Source organism: Pseudomonadota bacterium, from assembly GCA_039024915.1.
Lineage (GTDB): Bacteria > Pseudomonadota > Alphaproteobacteria > Rhizobiales > MH13 > MH13.
Genome location: JBCCPK010000012.1, coordinates 18,813 through 34,543 on the forward strand (window position 1 = coordinate 18,813; position 15,731 = coordinate 34,543).

Sequence of the window (15,731 nt, forward strand, 5' to 3'; positions counted from 1 at the left end):
CAATCTATCTCGCAAGGTTCGGCAGCCAAAGAACCAGCTGCGGAAAAACGGTGATGAGGAACATCACGCCATAAAGCGTGATCATGAACGGGACGCTCTCGCGGAAGATTGGACCGATGGGAATCTTCGCCAGTCCCCCGACGATGAATACCATCAGACCCATGGGCGGCGTGATCATCGAGACCATCATGTTGAGGACGATAATCACACCGAAATGCACCAGATCGACGCCCGCCGCGGCAAGCCCGGGTAATAGAGCCGGGACGACGACGTACATCATCGGGGCCTTCGTGAGGAACATGCCCATGGCAATGAAAGCAGCGTGCACCACAAACAGGAGCTGCAGCTGCGTGATCTCCAGCGCCAGGATAAAGCTGGTGATCTGATCGGTGATGCGTTCGACCGTGAAAACGTAGTTGAGCGCGAACCCACCCCCGATGAGCAAAAACACCATGCCGGACTGGCGCGCGCTTTCGACAAGCGCATTGTAGAGCGCACCCCATGATGACTGACGGTAAAGAAAAACCGATAGAAGCACCGCGTAGCTGCCCGCCACGGCTGCGGCTTCCGTCGGCGTGAAGACACCCGAATAGATCCCGCCGAGCAGGATCACGGGCATCAAAAGCGGCCCGATCGCAGAAATCGTTGCAGACAGCATTAGGCCCCCGGCAAGCCGTTTCTCGACCGGGAACCCACGTCGGCGCGCCTGCACGGCAACAAGCGCCATCATAGCACCGCCCATTAGTAGGCCGGGCAGAATTCCCGCCAGAAACAGCGCGCCGATGGAGACCTCCGCGAAGAAGGCATAGACCAGCATGGGGATAGATGGCGGAATGATCGGGCCAATTGAGGAGGATGCAACGGTGACAGCGGCGGCGTAGGCCGGTGGGTACCGGTTCTCCTCGCGCATCATCTTGATGAGCACCTGGCCGATGCCCGATGCGTCAGACGTCGCGTCGCCGCTCATGCCTGAAAAGATGATCGATGAGACGATGTTGACTTGTGCAAGGCCGCCGGGCCGGTGACCGACCAGCGCCAGGCAGAAATCGAGCAATCGCTTCGAAATCCCCCCGTGGTCCATCACTTTGGCGGTGAAGATAAAAAGCGGGATCGCAATGACAATGATGTTCTCAACGGATGCGAAAATAACCCGCTCGGCCATCAGACTGGCATCGGCACCCGACGCCAACGCCCAGACAACGACGGTCGAGATGAGCACCATGCCGATGGGGAGACCCAGCAGAATCTGGACCGCAAAGAACAGTGCGGCCCAGTGTAATGGATCGAAGATCACCGTTCGCTCGTCGATTTTTCGCCGCGCCAAAGCGCGATGGTCTCAATAAGCGCGCGCGCCGCATAGATGATGACGAAGCCGATCATCAAAACGAACAGCCAACCCAGGTTGAGACGCAAAGCAAACGTGCGCTCTCCGAACATCCACTCCAGAACTGCAAGGGTGTCTGGAACCGACAGAAGCATCACGACTGCAAAGACGAGCAGCGAAACAGATCGCATGAGCTTGGTGACCGGCTTGGGGAACGCTTCAACGACCAGGTCGAGCGCAACGTGCTCGCGAATGGGCATTTGCGTTGCCGCGGTGAACAAGCTCACGACGACAAACAGCAGGCCCGCCACCTCAAGCGTCCACACCAATGGATCGTCCAAGACGTAGCGCCAGAAGACCTGTGCAACAAAGGTCAGGAACAGCGCTGCGAACAGTGCTGCGGACAACACTTCCGCAAGCGCGCGGATGCGATCAAGCAAGGCAGCCGTGCGCGTTTCGGGCGCTGGCGCCGATGAGGTTGGGGGGAGACCGGATTGCTCGGGATTGGGCTCTATCGGCAAGGCACAGGCCTTTCAAAGCGTGCGAACCTTTCGGGGACGGATCGAAAAGCTTCACACAAGTGAACCTAATTCACGATGGCCGCGCAAAACCGGCGCAGGTCGGAATTCGGACCTGTGCCGGAATTAAGGCATCGATGTATGGCCTAGAGCTCGCACTCGCTTGGGATTTCAAGGCTTGCGATCTGTTCGAACATGCCTTCTTCCCAGGCCTCAGCCAACTCGCTTTCGAGGAAGGCCTGCTGGACCGCAGAGCGGAACGATTCCCGATCTGGGTCGGTGAAGACGATGCCTTCAGCTTCCAATTGAGCACGCAGCGACGCTTCCTGTTCGACCACGCTTTGCGAGTAGGCTGCCATAGCAACCGCCGCACCATCCGAGACGACCTGTTGCTGTTCCGCGGTCAGAGTGTCCCACGAACGCTCAGAGAAGGTTGGAAACTGGATGAGCGCTTTGTGGTTGGTGGTCACGATCTGCTCGGTTACTTCATAAAAGCGGCGCGAGTGGATGAGCGTCAGTGGATTCTCCTGCGCGTCGACCGTGCCGGTCTGCAGCGCCAGATACAATTCGGAGAACGGAACTGGGGTCGGTTGGGCCCCCATGCCTTCACCCATCAAAATGTTCGATGGTGACGGGACCACGCGAAGCGAAACGCCTTCAAGGTCGGCCGGGGTCATCACATCCATGCGCTGCCGTAAGTTCAACGTGCGCGTCCCCTGATAGGCCGCGTCGAGCACCACGATATCCATGGCCTCGCGAAGCTCGGCGACCATCTGTTCGAACAGGTCGCTGCCGCGCACGGCGCAAACGTGGTCTGGCCCGCTCAAAAGGTACGGCGTTGCGAAGATCTCCCACTGCGGGGCGCCCTCGGTGAACCATGCCGGCGACATGTACGCAGCATCGACCGTTCCGCGAGCGAGGGCTTGAGCCTGTCTGCCCTGCTCCACAAGTGATGCGCTGTCGAACACCTCAACCTCGAGGTCTGAATTCTCCTCGATATAGTCGGCCCACATCTGCATTGCGATCACGTCGGGATCACTACCGCTGCCGGTGGTCGAAAACTTCAGTTCTTGCGCGGAAGCGGCGCCCGCCGCGAAGCCGAACGAAAGGGCAACCAGAGCCGTCAGCGTCGTTGTTCTTGTCATTGTTTCCTCCCAGACAAACGAACAGCCATTCACATTGACGTAGCCTACATATCATATTAGCATAATGTCAACATGTCATGCCACTTTGTAATTGCAACGCAAATTCAATGTCCTGAAGGAAGTCTATGCAAATTCTGAGCGGCTATTTCGCGGCGCTTCCGACACCCTTCACCACCGATGGGTCGTCGATCGCCGATCGCACAGTGGGTGACCTGGTTGACCACAACTTAAAGGCCGGACTGCACGGCCTTTATGTGGGAGGCAGCACAGGTGAAGCGTTCCTGATGACGATTGAAGAGCGCGCGCGTTTGCTTCAGTTGGTGGCTGAAGCAAGCGATGGGCGGACAACCTTGATCGCACATGTCGGCGATCCAAACCCGGCTGTTTCGGCATCGCTTGCATCCATTGCGGCGGCGGCAGATTATGGCGCGATATCCGCCGTGCCACCGTTCTACTATCAGTACGGTATGGGCGAGATCGTCGCCCATTATCGCTGGCTTGCCGGCCAGACCGATCTTCCCTTTCTGATCTACAATTTTCCCGCGCTGTCGGGCGTTCGCTGGACACCGGAAGAACTCTCCCAGCTGCTCGAGTTGCCGAATGTGGCAGGTGTGAAGAATACCTGTTCCGATCTCTACGCCTTCGAGCAACTGAGGCGGTTGGCACCACGGGCCTGCTTGCTGCACGGCTTTGACGAAACCTTGCTGGCCGGCCTCTCAATGGGCGCCGATGGCGGCATCGGATCGACCTACAATCTTCAGGCGGCGCGCATACTCAAGCTGGCTGACGCATGGAAGGCAGGTGATCAGGCAGTAGCGCAGCTCCACCAAAGTGATGCCAACCGTTTGATCGATGTCCTCGTCTCGGTGGGCGTTCTGCCCGCGCTCAAGCACATGCTCGGGCAGCTTGGTCTTGCCATGGGGCCGTGTCGTAGGCCCTTCGAGCCCTTATCCCGTAAGCAGACCACCATTCTCGACGACGCCATGGACTTGATTTCGGCCACCAGCTTATCTGCGCACCGGAATCAATCGGTGGCATCGGGCTGAGTGGAGGGCTTATGGACACGACCTTAGGGCGCATTCGACTGAGCGAGCAGATTGAGGAAGCCATCCTCAAGGCCATTCGAACAGGAGAGTACGCCGCTGGGAGTAAGTTGCCGTCTGAGCGCACACTGATGGAAATGTTCAATGTTGGACGTCCGTCGGTGAAAGAAGCGCTCTTGATGCTGGAAAGAAAAGGCTTTGTCCGTCTCAAGCGGGGGGCTGCCCCCATTGTGATGGCTCCAACACCAGGGAGCGCGATGGATGCCATCACCGACATGGTGCAAGCTATGCTGGCCAATGCGTCCCATAGGTCCGACTTCTACGATCTCAGGGTCATGCTTGAGACCTTCGCGGCCTCCGAAGCCGCACGCAGCCGTAATGACGATGATGTCGCCATAATGCGCGCGGCGCTGTCGGCCTGCGGCGCTGCAAAGGGCCATGCAAAGGCCTTTCGCGACGCCGATCAAGCCTTTCACCATTCCCTGATGGGGGTGCAGCAGAACGCGGTCGCTAAGGCTCTACATGGATCACTGATCGAATGGGGTTTGTACAATCCCGAGCTTGGTCCTGGCCTTGAAAGCATTCATGCGCGGGTTATTGCGCAGCACGATGCAATTGTTGAAGCGATTGAGTGCAGAGACCCCGCGGCAGCCGCCGACGCTGTGCGCACGCATCTGTTGACGCGCAAAGACGCGCCGCAAGCAAGCTAGCGGTGGCGGACGCAGGCGGTGCCATACGCTTTCGCGGGGTCTGGGCCACGGTGCTCCTGGCCATCAAGGAGGACGGAACACACGACCTTTCGGTGATCGATGATCAGATCGCTGTGTATGCTGTATCGGGCTGCGACGGCATCTATGTCGGCGGAACCGTATCGGAGTTTCATTCCCTCAGCGATGCGGATTTTAAAGCCGTAGCGGAGTCTACCGCGAAGGCGGCAAGGTGCCATGGACTGCCGTTCCAGATTGCTGCCTCCCATCCGTTGGCGCCGGGTAGCCTAAGCCGGGTCCGCTATGCGGACGCGTTGGAGCCAGATGGCGTTCAGGTCACCTTGCCGGATTGGACGCCGATAGACCTGGCCACTGTCGAACGCTTCCTATCAGGATGTGCCGAAGCCGCGGGCGGCACCCCCCTCGTTTTATACAATCCGCCATTTGCGAAGACGGTGCTGAACCCCAAACAGATCCTTGCCCTATGCGATCAGATCCCGGCGCTCGCCGGCGTTAAATGCGGCGGCGGAGATGCGGACTGGTACCGGCAAATGATGCCAGTGTTTGAGCGCCTCAGCGTTTTCATCCCAGGACATCACTACCATAGCGGCACCATGCAGGGAGCGCATGGGAGCTACTCCAACATGGCCTGTCTTTCTCCCACAGCGGCAGTCAACTGGTGCAGCCTAAAGACAGAGGACGCACATGACCTTGAAAGCCGTATCCACTGCTTCATGAACGATGCTATTGCACCGCTTTTGAAGCGCGGTTTGCCAGGCTTTGCCTGCGACAAGGCGATGGCTGCCGCCGGCGGCTGGACGGAGATTTCGCCTCGCCTGCTTTGGCCATACGAGGGAGCATCAGAGGCCGAAGTTGAACACATCGCGCGCGCAGCAAGACGCCACATTCCCGAGTTCCTAGAAGAGGTTCCCAGCCATGTCTGAGCGGCCCAACGTACTGCTGGTCATGTCTGATCAACAGCGGGCGGATACATTGGGCTATCTCGGCAAGACAGCCTGCAAAACCCCGCACATGGATCGATTGGCTTCCGAGGGGGTGAGCTTCGAGCGGGCCATCACACCTTGTCCGCTTTGCCTTCCCTCACGTGCAGCGCTGTTCACGGGTCGTTTTCCGCATGAGAACGACATGATGGACAACACCACGAGCGCGCTCACCCACTGCCAGCTTCTCGATACGTTCCGTGCTGGCGGCTACCAGGTCAGTTACGCTGGCAAGTGGCATCTGGGCCATGACAATATCGGGCGGTTTACCGACCGCGATGCAGGCGACAGCACGGCTGTTTACTCGGGCTGGTGCAAGCAGCAGGGCCTTGTCGATGGCTGGACCTTTAATGACCCAAGGGTGCGGACCACTAGGACGCCATCGATGTCGACGCCGGTCGCCTTACCGCTCAACATGCCGACCGAAACCACCAACGATGCCTATATAGCCGATATCGCCATTGAGCATTTACGGACCCGCGACCGATCAAGGCCGTTTTTTCAAGTCTGTTCCTTCAACGGCCCGCACCCTCCCTTCATGATCCCGGAGCCGTACTTCTCGATGTACGACCCAAAGATGGTGCAAGAGCCTTTGAACTTCGGGCCTCAGGCAGGAGAACCAGCATCCAACCGGACGAGCTATTATCGGCAGCTTTTCCTCGACCATGGAAGCACTTTTGAGGAGTGGCGCAAAAGCTACGCGGTTTATTGGGGCTTCACCTCGCTCATCGATGACCAGCTTGGCCGGGTCCTTAAGCAACTCGAAGCCGAAGCCATCCTCGACAACACAATCATAGTTTACCTGTCCGACCATGGCGAAAACCTCGGGGCCCATGGGCTCTGGCACAAGATGGTCGCCTATGAGGAATCGATCCGTGTTCCCCTGATTGTTCGCTGGCCTGAAGGTGTGCGCCAAAATGTGCGGAGCCAAACGCCCGCCAGTCTGATCGATATCGCACCGACGCTGGCAGACCTTTGCGGTCTACCGAGGCATGAAGACTGGCGGGGTTTAAGTCTGGGTGGTGCGTTGCGCGGAGAAGATCAACAGGAGGATTTAAGGCCCTTGTTCGCTCTTCACCGACCGCTTGGCGACTGGATGGGAACGGTTCCCTGGCGGATGGTTCAGGCATCCGCCAAAAAGTACATCTGGCATCTCGATGGCGAAGAGGAACTGTATGATCTTGCTGCCGATTCCTTCGAGACCACCAATCTTGCACATGACAGCGCGCAGCAACCGGCTTTGTCTGAGCTCCGGAGAGTTCTTGCCGCGTGGATGGCTGAGTTGGGCGACGAATTTCAAGCTGAACTAAGATCGTGAGTGCTCGCTGTCGGACGTGACTTCACTATCAATCCCATGTTCTGTGATACGCGGAGTTTCCTGCGCATCCAGAAGAAATCTTCAGAAAGACGACGGCGCGCTGAGCCGCTCGATGGTTTGTTTCGGCTCACTTTGGCGGCAAAGCCGTCGTAAGCTGGCTGGGCAATTTCAGCCCAAAGTTGCCTTCGCCCGAAGCGTCCTATAGCTGCGCCGCGGCCTGTCGAACCGGCCATCTGAACAGCCTCTCCTTTGTCTCAAGTCACAGCTTGTGTGAAGGTAGCTTTCACTCGCATAGTGAAAAGGTATTGAGGGGAATTATGAGGATTAGGGGATTATGTTTCGGTTTGTTCATACGGCTGATCTCCATCTTGATGCCCCTCTCAAGAGCTTAGCGCTCAAGGATGAGGAACTCTCGGAGATTATCGGCAATGCTACACGTCGGGCGCTCGAGCGCATCGTCGAGACTTGCCTGGATGAAGGGATCGACGCTCTCCTGATTTCCGGCGACCTTTACGACGGCGATATGCGGAGCATGAAGACAGCCGCCTTCCTTGTAAGCCAGATGGAGCGGCTCAATGAGGCGGGGATCAGGGTCTTTATGATCCGAGGCAACCACGACGCGGAGAGCGTCTTGACCCGTGAACTCGAGCTCCCACCCAATGTTGAAGTGTTCACCGGTCATGGTGGGACCGTGGAGCTCCCCGAAAAGGGCGTTGTGATTCATGGTGTCAGCTTTGCTAAGCCGCAGGCACCTGAGAGCCTATTGCCGAAATACAAGGCCCCTGTCCCTGGCTTATTCAATATCGGGCTTTTGCACACGAGCCTCGCCGGAGCGGCAGGTCACGACACCTATGCACCCTGCAGCCCAAATGATCTTGTAACGCATGGGTACGATTACTGGGCCCTGGGCCATGTGCATGTTCGAACCGTCCATCGCGAAACGCCTCATATTGTCATGCCAGGCATGCCCCAAGGCCGCGATATCGGCGAGGCTGGCCCAAAGTCCGTAACCCTGGTTTCGGTTGAGGACAGGGTTGCTTCGCTTGAGGAGCGCATCACGTCGAACGTCGAGTTTGTTCGCACGGACGTTTTGCTCGACGCTGTCAGCGACTGGCGTGACGCCATGAGCGCCATAGAAGAGGTCATCAAGCTGGCAGCGCAGTCATCCTCGGAGCATGTCGTATTGCGCTTGGAGCTCCGCGGGGAAACCCCTCTCGCCTGGCGCCTGAGGCGCGACGCTGACCTCCTTCTGGAGAGCGTGACAAACCTTGCTCGCGCCTCTGGGGTCGTATGGATCGACAAGATTGTTCAGCATCTTGTCCCGCCGTCGATCGTTGGCGAGGGCGAAGATCCTCGGAAAGAATTAAGCGCTCTCATGAAAGACCTTGCCGCGCAGCCAAGCATCTTGAAGCGCGCGCAGAGTGCGGCAGAGGATCTGATTGGGGAGCTTCCACCGGAGCTCCGAAGCGCGTTTGGGCAAGCCAAAGATGAGCAAGCTCGTGAAGTCGCACACCTTCTCGACGAAGGCGTCCAAGATATTGTCGCGCGTATGCTTGCCGGCGGTGCGGAGCACCCCTCGTGAGGCTTCGGCGCCTTGATCTCACTCGATATGGGCATTTCACCGACTTCTCCCTCGACTTCGGTCCGAACGGGGAGGGCAAACCAGATCTTCACATCATTTTCGGGCCAAACGAGGCCGGCAAGTCGACCGCCTTTGATGCCTATTTGGACCTCCTTTTTGGGATCTCAGCCCGCAGCAAGTACAACTTCCTTCACGACTATGAGACCATGCGGATCGGTGCCTCTTTGGAGCTCGACCAAGGCGTCGTCGATCTTGTCCGGATAAAGCGTAACAGAGGAGATCTGATTTCTCCTGGAGGAGATCCGATCAATCCAACGATCCTCGCGCGTGCCCTGGATAGCATAGACCGTGATCAGTACCGGGCAATGTTCTCGCTGGATGACGTCACAATTGAAGAGGGGGGTGAGGACATCCTCGCGAGCGAGGGCAATCTTGGCGAACTCCTTTTCTCGGCAGCGGCCGGGCTCTCGGATTTGGGCTCAGTGCTGGAGGCAGCCCGCAATGAGGTGGATCTATTTCATAAGCCTCGCGCGAGGAAGACGATCCTCGCGGAGGCGAAGAGACAGCTTAAAGCGCTTAATGATCAAATTAGAGACATTGACGTTCCGGCAAGCGCATATCGACGCTTGAAGGAGGTCCGCGACGCTGCAGAAGATATCCTCGTAACGTCGAAAGCGTCTCGTGACGCGCTGTTCCAAAGGCGGGCACGCCTCGGAGCAATGATCGACGCAATACCACTCTTGGTGCAGCTCGATGAGACGGTAGCAGCAATCTCAGGTCTGGAGGCCTACCCGGTTGGCCCACACGACGCACTGGAGGAGGCAAAGGCGCTCAAGCTCAAAGAGGTCGAAGTGGAGACCGAGCTCCGGCAGGCGCGCATTCAGCTGGAGGAGCATAAAAAAGCACGCGACGGATTGGCTATGGATGCGGCGGTGCTGGAGATCTCCGATGAGCTCACAGTCCTTCTAGACCTCCCCAGATCTCGAGCGCAGACCGCCGAAGAAGATCTCCCCAAGCGAACAGCAGAGCGTGAAGGGCTTTTGGAAGAGCTCGCCGACGCCCTCCGCGACTTGGGGCTTGAGAAACCGGAGGACGGTCGGATCCCCGAGGCCAAGCTGAATCAGCTCGAAAACATGGCAACAAGCTATACGGATCTTGCAAAGCGACTTGCGGCGGCTGGGGAGGAAGAAGCTAGGTCCCTATCGCGCCTGGCGGAGATACAGGAGACCGAGTCCATTGTCACTTCTGAGACGAATGAAGTGGATTTGGAAACGCTCCTGTCTGAGCTTGAGCCAGAGGATCAGCTTGCTCGGTTGGAAAAAGCGTTAGGTGAAGTCGACTCAGCAGAGCGCCGCTTCAAGAAAACACTGCTGGCCTTGGAACCCTGGCAGGGCGCAGCGGAGGACTTGGGATCGATTACGCTTTCCGAGAGCGAAGCCCAACGTCTTTCGGCGCATTGGGGTGACCAACTTGAAGGCATCTCCACTCTGAAACGCGAACTTAAAGACGCGCGCCAAGAGCTCGCTCGTCTCAGCGCTCGCCTTGAGGAATTCAAAAAAGATGATGCAGCTTCTGTTGATGAGGAGGCAAAGGGTGCCCGCCAAGAGCGCGACGCTCTTTGGGAGGCGCATTTCTCGACGCTCAACAAAAAGACTGCGTCTGAGTTCCACACAGCCCTTCAGAGAGATGATGCGCTTCAAGAGGCCCGCTTGGGATTTGCCGAGCGGTTGGCACAACTTCGCGAGATTGAAATCGAGGTTGCCTCTGCCGCGCGCTCGGTGGAGCTCAAAGACGAGGAATTGAATGAGTTGGAGGCAGCGCTCGCCAAATCAGCAACAACCGCTGAGGCCCTCATGGCGCGCCTTCGGCTGCCAACGGTTTTTGATCCAAGGGACCTGCCGCGATGGCGCAGCGCCCTTCTCGAAGCTCAAGACGCGCATACCGAACTCGTTACCAAGAGGAAGTCTCGGACCGCGGCTGAGCGCATAGTTTCTGACGCTGCCGGTGCGCTCAGAGACGCGCTCGGTATTGAAACTGATGGCCGGGAGCTGAGGTCACTCATTCAAACCGCGCGCGCCGAAATAACGAACGCTGCCAAGTCCCAAGCGGAAGCGACTGCACTTCGCAAAGCTCTTATGGAAGCGAAAGACGAAGCGGAAAGTCGAACAAAAGAGGTTGTGCGCCTGGAGAAGGAGAAGGCTGCCGCGGCGCAGGAATGGGAGCGCGAAGCCGTCTCGCTTCCTGAAGCGCTGCGCGACTTGGATGAGTTTGCGTGGAAAAAGACCACACTTCTGAAACTCCTTTCCAAATTGTCTCAGCTTGACCAGCTTGAGCGGCGCATCGAAGCTTTAAAAAGAGATTTCGAGGCGTTTTCGGCCTTATTGGGTGATGTAGCCAGTCGCATTGGCGATACCGAAAGCGCCGCACCTCTCGTTCTCGCTGAGCGTTTGCGTCGGCGTTTTCACAGCGCGTTGCGCAGTCAAAGTGAGTTTGAGTCCATTTCAAAGAAGATCGAAGCTGCGAACAGCAGTGTGCGTTCTGCGGAGGCGGAGCTCGCGGCAGTCTTAGAACGTATGCAGTCTCTCGCGGCACCGTTTGAGGATGTCGTGGAGATTAATACGCTCGATGCTCTGGTTATGGCGCTTGAGACGGCCAAAAAGGCCGACGACCTGCGTGGGAAAAGACGCGCTCTCGAAGACCAAATCCAAGAGTGCCTTGGTGTGAAAGACGTTGATGAGGCGCGTGCGATCCTTGTTGATCAAGACCTTGTAGATCTCCGAGGACAGATCGATGCACTGAATTCTGAACTAGAGAGTGCTGAGGCCGATTATTCGGAAAAAATCGGAGATCTTCGGTCGGCGAAGGACGCCCTTGAGAGGGTCGGAGGAGATGATATCCCGGCAAAGCTCGAAGAGCGGCGGCAGACTTTGCTACTCGAGCTAGAAGATCGCGCGAAATCGACGCTGCGGCTGCAGCTCGGTATACTAGCAGCTGACCAAGCGCTTGCCGCATATCGTGACGAGCATCGCAGTGGGATGCTTGCAGACACTGAAGCGACCTTCAAAGCCCTTACCAATGGCGCCTATTCGGAGCTTCAAACTCAAGCAGATGGACAAAAAGAGCTGCTGCTCGCTCTCCGAGAACGGGACGGGAGGTTCATCACGGTCTCTGAGATGTCCAAAGGTACACGGTTCCAGCTGTATCTTGCGCTTCGGCTGGCCGGATACCGGCAATACGAGTCTGATGGGACAACGCTGCCCTTCATTGCTGATGATATTATGGAGACATTTGATAACACGCGCACCGAGGCGGCCCTCACCTTGCTGAAGCAGATCGCAACGCAGGGTCAGGCTTTGTACTTCACCCATCATGAACATGTGGTGGAACTGGCGCGAAAGGTCTGCGGAGATGGACTAACGGTCCACGAATTCACCAAATCCTAGGGCTACCAAGCAGGTCAGGCTCATCAATGGAAGGCGGTAATAGATGATGATTGTAAGAGAATTAAAGAGATCCACATTGAGAACTTCCGATCGCTCAGAGAAGCAAATATCAGTTGTGAGAGTTTTAATTCATTTGTCGGCCCAAACGGTGCGGGTAAATCCACGGCTTTGAATGCGCTCAATCTCTTCTTCGGCGAAATCAGTAACTTCTCTGAAGAGGACTTCCATCAACGCGATGACAATCTTCCTATTGTGGTAAAGGTTACTTTCCATGAACTCAGCGATGAGGCGACTGAAGAGTTCAGTCACTATGTCAGATCAGGTCTGCTCGTGGTCCAAGCGGAAGTCGCCAAAGATCCGGAAGGGGCATTCAAGAAGACGATACGCGGTGAGCGTCTAGTCTTCTCTCCTTTTAAGAGCTTTTTTGAGACGAGTGGAGCCACCCAACGGAAGCAGGTCTTCGACAAGCTGCGCAAAGATTACCCTGGAATTGAGAGCGCCACCAATGATGGAGCGCGCGAGGCCGCTCTTCTCACTTACGAGGAAGCCTTGCCTGACGAGGAGAAAGAGCTCACGCCAAGTGGCGCCGAGTTCTTTGGTGTGAGTACAGGGGCGCACAAGTTCCAGCGCCATGTCAGTTGGGTCTATGTCCCAGCCGTGAAAGAGGCCGCAACAGAATCCGAAGAGGGCAAGTCTTCGCATCTCGGCAAGCTGATCCAACACACAATCCGCTCACATATGGACTATGACGCTGAGCTCGAGCGGATCAGAAAAGAGGCTTTCAAGGCATATTCGTGCCTGTTGGATAGCCAGCGAAAGCACCTATAGGGACTTGAGTCTCGCCTCGCTGACAGACTTCAGTCTGCGGTCATGACCGATGCTGGTCTTGGGCTTGCTTGGAAACAAGACGAGAAATCCGTTTCAGTTGACGCTCCGACTGCGCAGGTCACGCTCTCAGAGCGTGGGTACAGTGATCGGGTGGAGAAATTCGGACACGGTCTCCAAGGGTCTTTTCTCCTTGTGATTTTGCAGGAACTGATGGCTGTCGATAGTACAGTTAGCCCAACTCTGATCTTGGGATGCGAAGAACCGGAGCTCTATCAACATCCCCCTCAGGCACGCCATCGTGCTGAGATTTTGATGGAGCTCTCGAAAGCTGATGCCCAAGTCTTCGTTACCACGCACAGCCCATACTCCATCGATGTCGACTATTTCGACGGCACAAAAATGTTCCGGATTAGCTCTGGGTTGTTGGAGGTCTCAAAGTCCAGTTTTGAATGCGTCCGCAAGGAGTATAATAAGGCGTTCAACAAGAAACTTTAGAATGAAGACCAAGTACGTACGAAGTTCGCCCTTCAAATACAGCCGAAATTCAACGAACTTTTTTTTGCTGAACGAGTTGTTTTGGTAGAAGGTATTTCAGATCACGCCTGTATTGAGGCTTACCTTCGACTGTCCAATAAGAAGGGGAATTTTCAAAAGTCAGGATCATTTATCGTAGTATGCGAGGGTAAGAGCTCGCTGGGGCTCATGCTGCTTATAGCAAATAATTTTGGAATACAGCATCATGTCATTTTCGATTGTGATGCCGTCTACAAGTCGATCCTCGAGAAAGATACTGCTAAATATCAACGAGCGCATGATGAGCACAATCGAGATAATGATGCCATTCTTGTAATTACAGGTCATGAAAAGATGGGAATCTTTCCCGGACTCTCATATCATGAAGGACAATCTGACGGCTTGGCACTTCGACATCGAGCGCATGCTTGAAGAAGAGTTTGGCGCGAAAAAGGAAAACTACTATCAAGCGGGACGAGATACCGTGGGGAACCTCGGAGGTACCAAGAAGCATCCTCTTTTTGTCGCCGCATGTATGTCAGCTGCGTGGGACGATGGTGTTAGGTTCGAGACGCTTGGATCGCGCTGAGCGACAGGGTGCTTGCTTAGAAAGGGCGCTTACTGCGCACAGCCGACATTGGCGCGCTCCGCAGCATGGCGCTTCGGTCTGTTACCACTTGAATGGCAGCTTTTGTAATTCTGGAACAGATTCTGCGGAGTCGCAGCGAATGTCTGCTTTCCGCCCTAATCGGCCGTGTTTCGCAGTGCAGCTAACGTCCGCTATGGGGATTCCGGCGTCGATAGAATGTTCTACGTCAAATGGAGTAGCCCCCTGAAAGTGGTCCACCAACTGGGATAGATTGTCCCGCAAATTGGAGGATCAGCGATGGCTGGAAAACGCGAGAAGCCCGAAGAGATTGTATCGAAGCTTCGGCAGGTTGAAGTTCTGCAAGGACAAGGTGCAACGATTGCCGAGGCGGTGCGCCAGATCGGGGTGACGCAGCAGACGTTTTACCGATGGCGGACGCTTTATGGCGGGATGCAGAGGTCACAGCTCACGCGGCTGAAAGAGCTTGAGAAAGAGAACCAGCGGCTGCGTAGAGCGGTATCCGACCTGACGTTGGACAAGCTCATTCTGAGCGAGGCTGCAAAGGGAAACTTCTAAGCCCTTCGCGTCGCCGCAAATGCATCGATCATGTGCGGCAGGAGCTTGGCGTGTCTGAACGCCGGGCCTGTCGGACACTTGGTCAGCATCGATCTACGCAACGCAAGGTTCCTCAAGGCCGTTCTGATGAGGAGCGGCTAACCGATGACATCATCGAGCTGGCTGACCAGTACGGGCGTTATGGCTATCGCATGGTAACTGGCTTGCTGAACAATGCGGGCTGGCACGTGAACCACAAACGCGTGGAGCGCATCTGGCGGCGTGAAGGGCTGAAGGTCCCACAAAAGCAAAAGAAGAAAGGGCGGCTCTGGCTGAACGATGGCTCTTGCGTGCGCCTGCGGACTGAACGTCCAAACCATGTCTGGTCCTACGACTTCGTCCAGGATCGTACCGCTAACGGGCGTGTCTACCGGACGCTAAACATCATTGATGAATACACCAGGGAGGCGCTCATGATCCGCGTGGATCGCAAACTCAACTCGACAGACGTGCTGGATGCGTTGACAGACCTGTTCATTCTACGCGGTCCGCCACAATATATCCGTTCCGACAACGGCCCGGAATTTATCGCGCAGAAGGTGCGGGATTGGATTACGGCCGTAGGGGCGACGACGGCTTACATTGAACCAGGATCCCCGTGGGAAAATGGATACTGCTAGAGCTTCAACGCCAGATTCCGCGATGAGCTCCTCAATGGCGAGCTGTTCTACACCTTGAAAGAGGCTCAAACCCTGATTGAGCAATGGCGGATTCACTACAACAAGGTCAGGCCGCACAGCTCCTTGGGCTACCGTCCACCCGCACCCGAAGGCATCGTTCCAATGGACCACAGACCGACGATGCACTAACAATCAAACCGGACCACCCGTTGGGGGCACGCCAATCTCGGCCAGGACCCGGAGCGCGCACGCTCGGCGATTGGCAAACTATGCGCCTGGCTGGACGACAAGGGAGCGCGGCTTGAAAGCGGAACATCGGGGGAACAAACCGACTAAGTAGAGCCCTAAAGTGTCACCGTGAGACTTTTTCAGCGTCTCATGGCGTCTCATGTTCCTGCCTTGTTCTCACGAGTGTATGGCTAAGCCCTTGGAATCATTGGTGAGCCGACAGGGGCTCGAACCCTGGACCTACTGATTAAAAGTCA

Annotated in this window: 12 protein-coding genes and 1 pseudogene; 10 read left to right on the forward strand and 3 right to left on the reverse strand. The window is 56.4% G+C overall.

Annotated features, from left to right (window positions below; all coding sequences use genetic code 11):
- Positions 1–4: 4 nt before the first annotated feature.
- From AAF739_17155 to dctP, 3 genes are all read right to left on the reverse strand, one after another.
- Positions 5–1,294: a TRAP transporter large permease gene (locus AAF739_17155; protein ID MEM6384403.1), complete on the reverse strand. Its 1,290-nt coding sequence runs from the start codon at positions 1,292–1,294 to the stop codon at positions 5–7.
- Positions 1,291–1,845, reverse strand: coding sequence for a TRAP transporter small permease subunit (locus AAF739_17160; GenBank protein ID MEM6384404.1), 555 nt, complete (start codon positions 1,843–1,845; stop codon positions 1,291–1,293). Before AAF739_17160 ends, AAF739_17155 begins: the two co-directional genes overlap by 4 nt.
- A 143-nt stretch (positions 1,846–1,988) precedes the next feature.
- Entirely contained in the window at positions 1,989–2,987 is a 999-nt protein-coding gene (dctP, locus tag AAF739_17165; GenBank protein ID MEM6384405.1) for a TRAP transporter substrate-binding protein DctP, read from the reverse strand.
- A 125-nt stretch (positions 2,988–3,112) separates the two neighbouring features.
- Here dctP and AAF739_17170 point away from each other — a divergent pair, with 125 nt between their 5' ends.
- From AAF739_17170 to AAF739_17215, 10 genes and pseudogenes are all read left to right on the forward strand, one after another.
- Entirely contained in the window at positions 3,113–4,033 is a 921-nt protein-coding gene (locus AAF739_17170; GenBank protein MEM6384406.1) for an N-acetylneuraminate lyase, read from the forward strand.
- An 11-nt stretch (positions 4,034–4,044) separates the two neighbouring features.
- Positions 4,045–4,740: an FCD domain-containing protein gene (locus AAF739_17175; protein MEM6384407.1), complete on the forward strand. Its 696-nt coding sequence runs from the start codon at positions 4,045–4,047 to the stop codon at positions 4,738–4,740.
- A 2-nt stretch (positions 4,741–4,742) separates the two neighbouring features.
- Complete coding sequence (locus tag AAF739_17180) at positions 4,743–5,681, forward strand: dihydrodipicolinate synthase family protein (protein MEM6384408.1); 939 nt, start codon at positions 4,743–4,745, stop codon at positions 5,679–5,681.
- Entirely contained in the window at positions 5,674–7,056 is a 1,383-nt protein-coding gene (locus tag AAF739_17185) for a sulfatase-like hydrolase/transferase (GenBank protein MEM6384409.1), read from the forward strand. Before AAF739_17180 ends, AAF739_17185 begins: the two co-directional genes overlap by 8 nt.
- A gap of 334 nt (positions 7,057–7,390) precedes the next feature.
- Positions 7,391–8,638: a DNA repair exonuclease gene (locus AAF739_17190; protein MEM6384410.1), complete on the forward strand. Its 1,248-nt coding sequence runs from the start codon at positions 7,391–7,393 to the stop codon at positions 8,636–8,638.
- Entirely contained in the window at positions 8,635–12,081 is a 3,447-nt protein-coding gene (locus AAF739_17195) for an AAA family ATPase (GenBank protein MEM6384411.1), read from the forward strand. The genes AAF739_17190 and AAF739_17195 overlap by 4 nt, the downstream gene beginning before the upstream one ends.
- Before the next feature lie 69 nt (positions 12,082–12,150).
- Entirely contained in the window at positions 12,151–12,909 is a 759-nt protein-coding gene (locus AAF739_17200; protein MEM6384412.1) for an AAA family ATPase, read from the forward strand.
- Between the two features lie 42 nt (positions 12,910–12,951).
- Entirely contained in the window at positions 12,952–13,404 is a 453-nt protein-coding gene (locus AAF739_17205) for an AAA family ATPase (protein MEM6384413.1), read from the forward strand.
- A gap of 400 nt (positions 13,405–13,804) precedes the next feature.
- Positions 13,805–14,011: a hypothetical protein gene (locus AAF739_17210; protein MEM6384414.1), complete on the forward strand. Its 207-nt coding sequence runs from the start codon at positions 13,805–13,807 to the stop codon at positions 14,009–14,011.
- 297 nt (positions 14,012–14,308) lie between these two features.
- A pseudogene (locus tag AAF739_17215) lies at positions 14,309–15,435 on the forward strand (IS3 family transposase).
- The last annotated feature ends 296 nt before the right edge of the window (positions 15,436–15,731 follow it).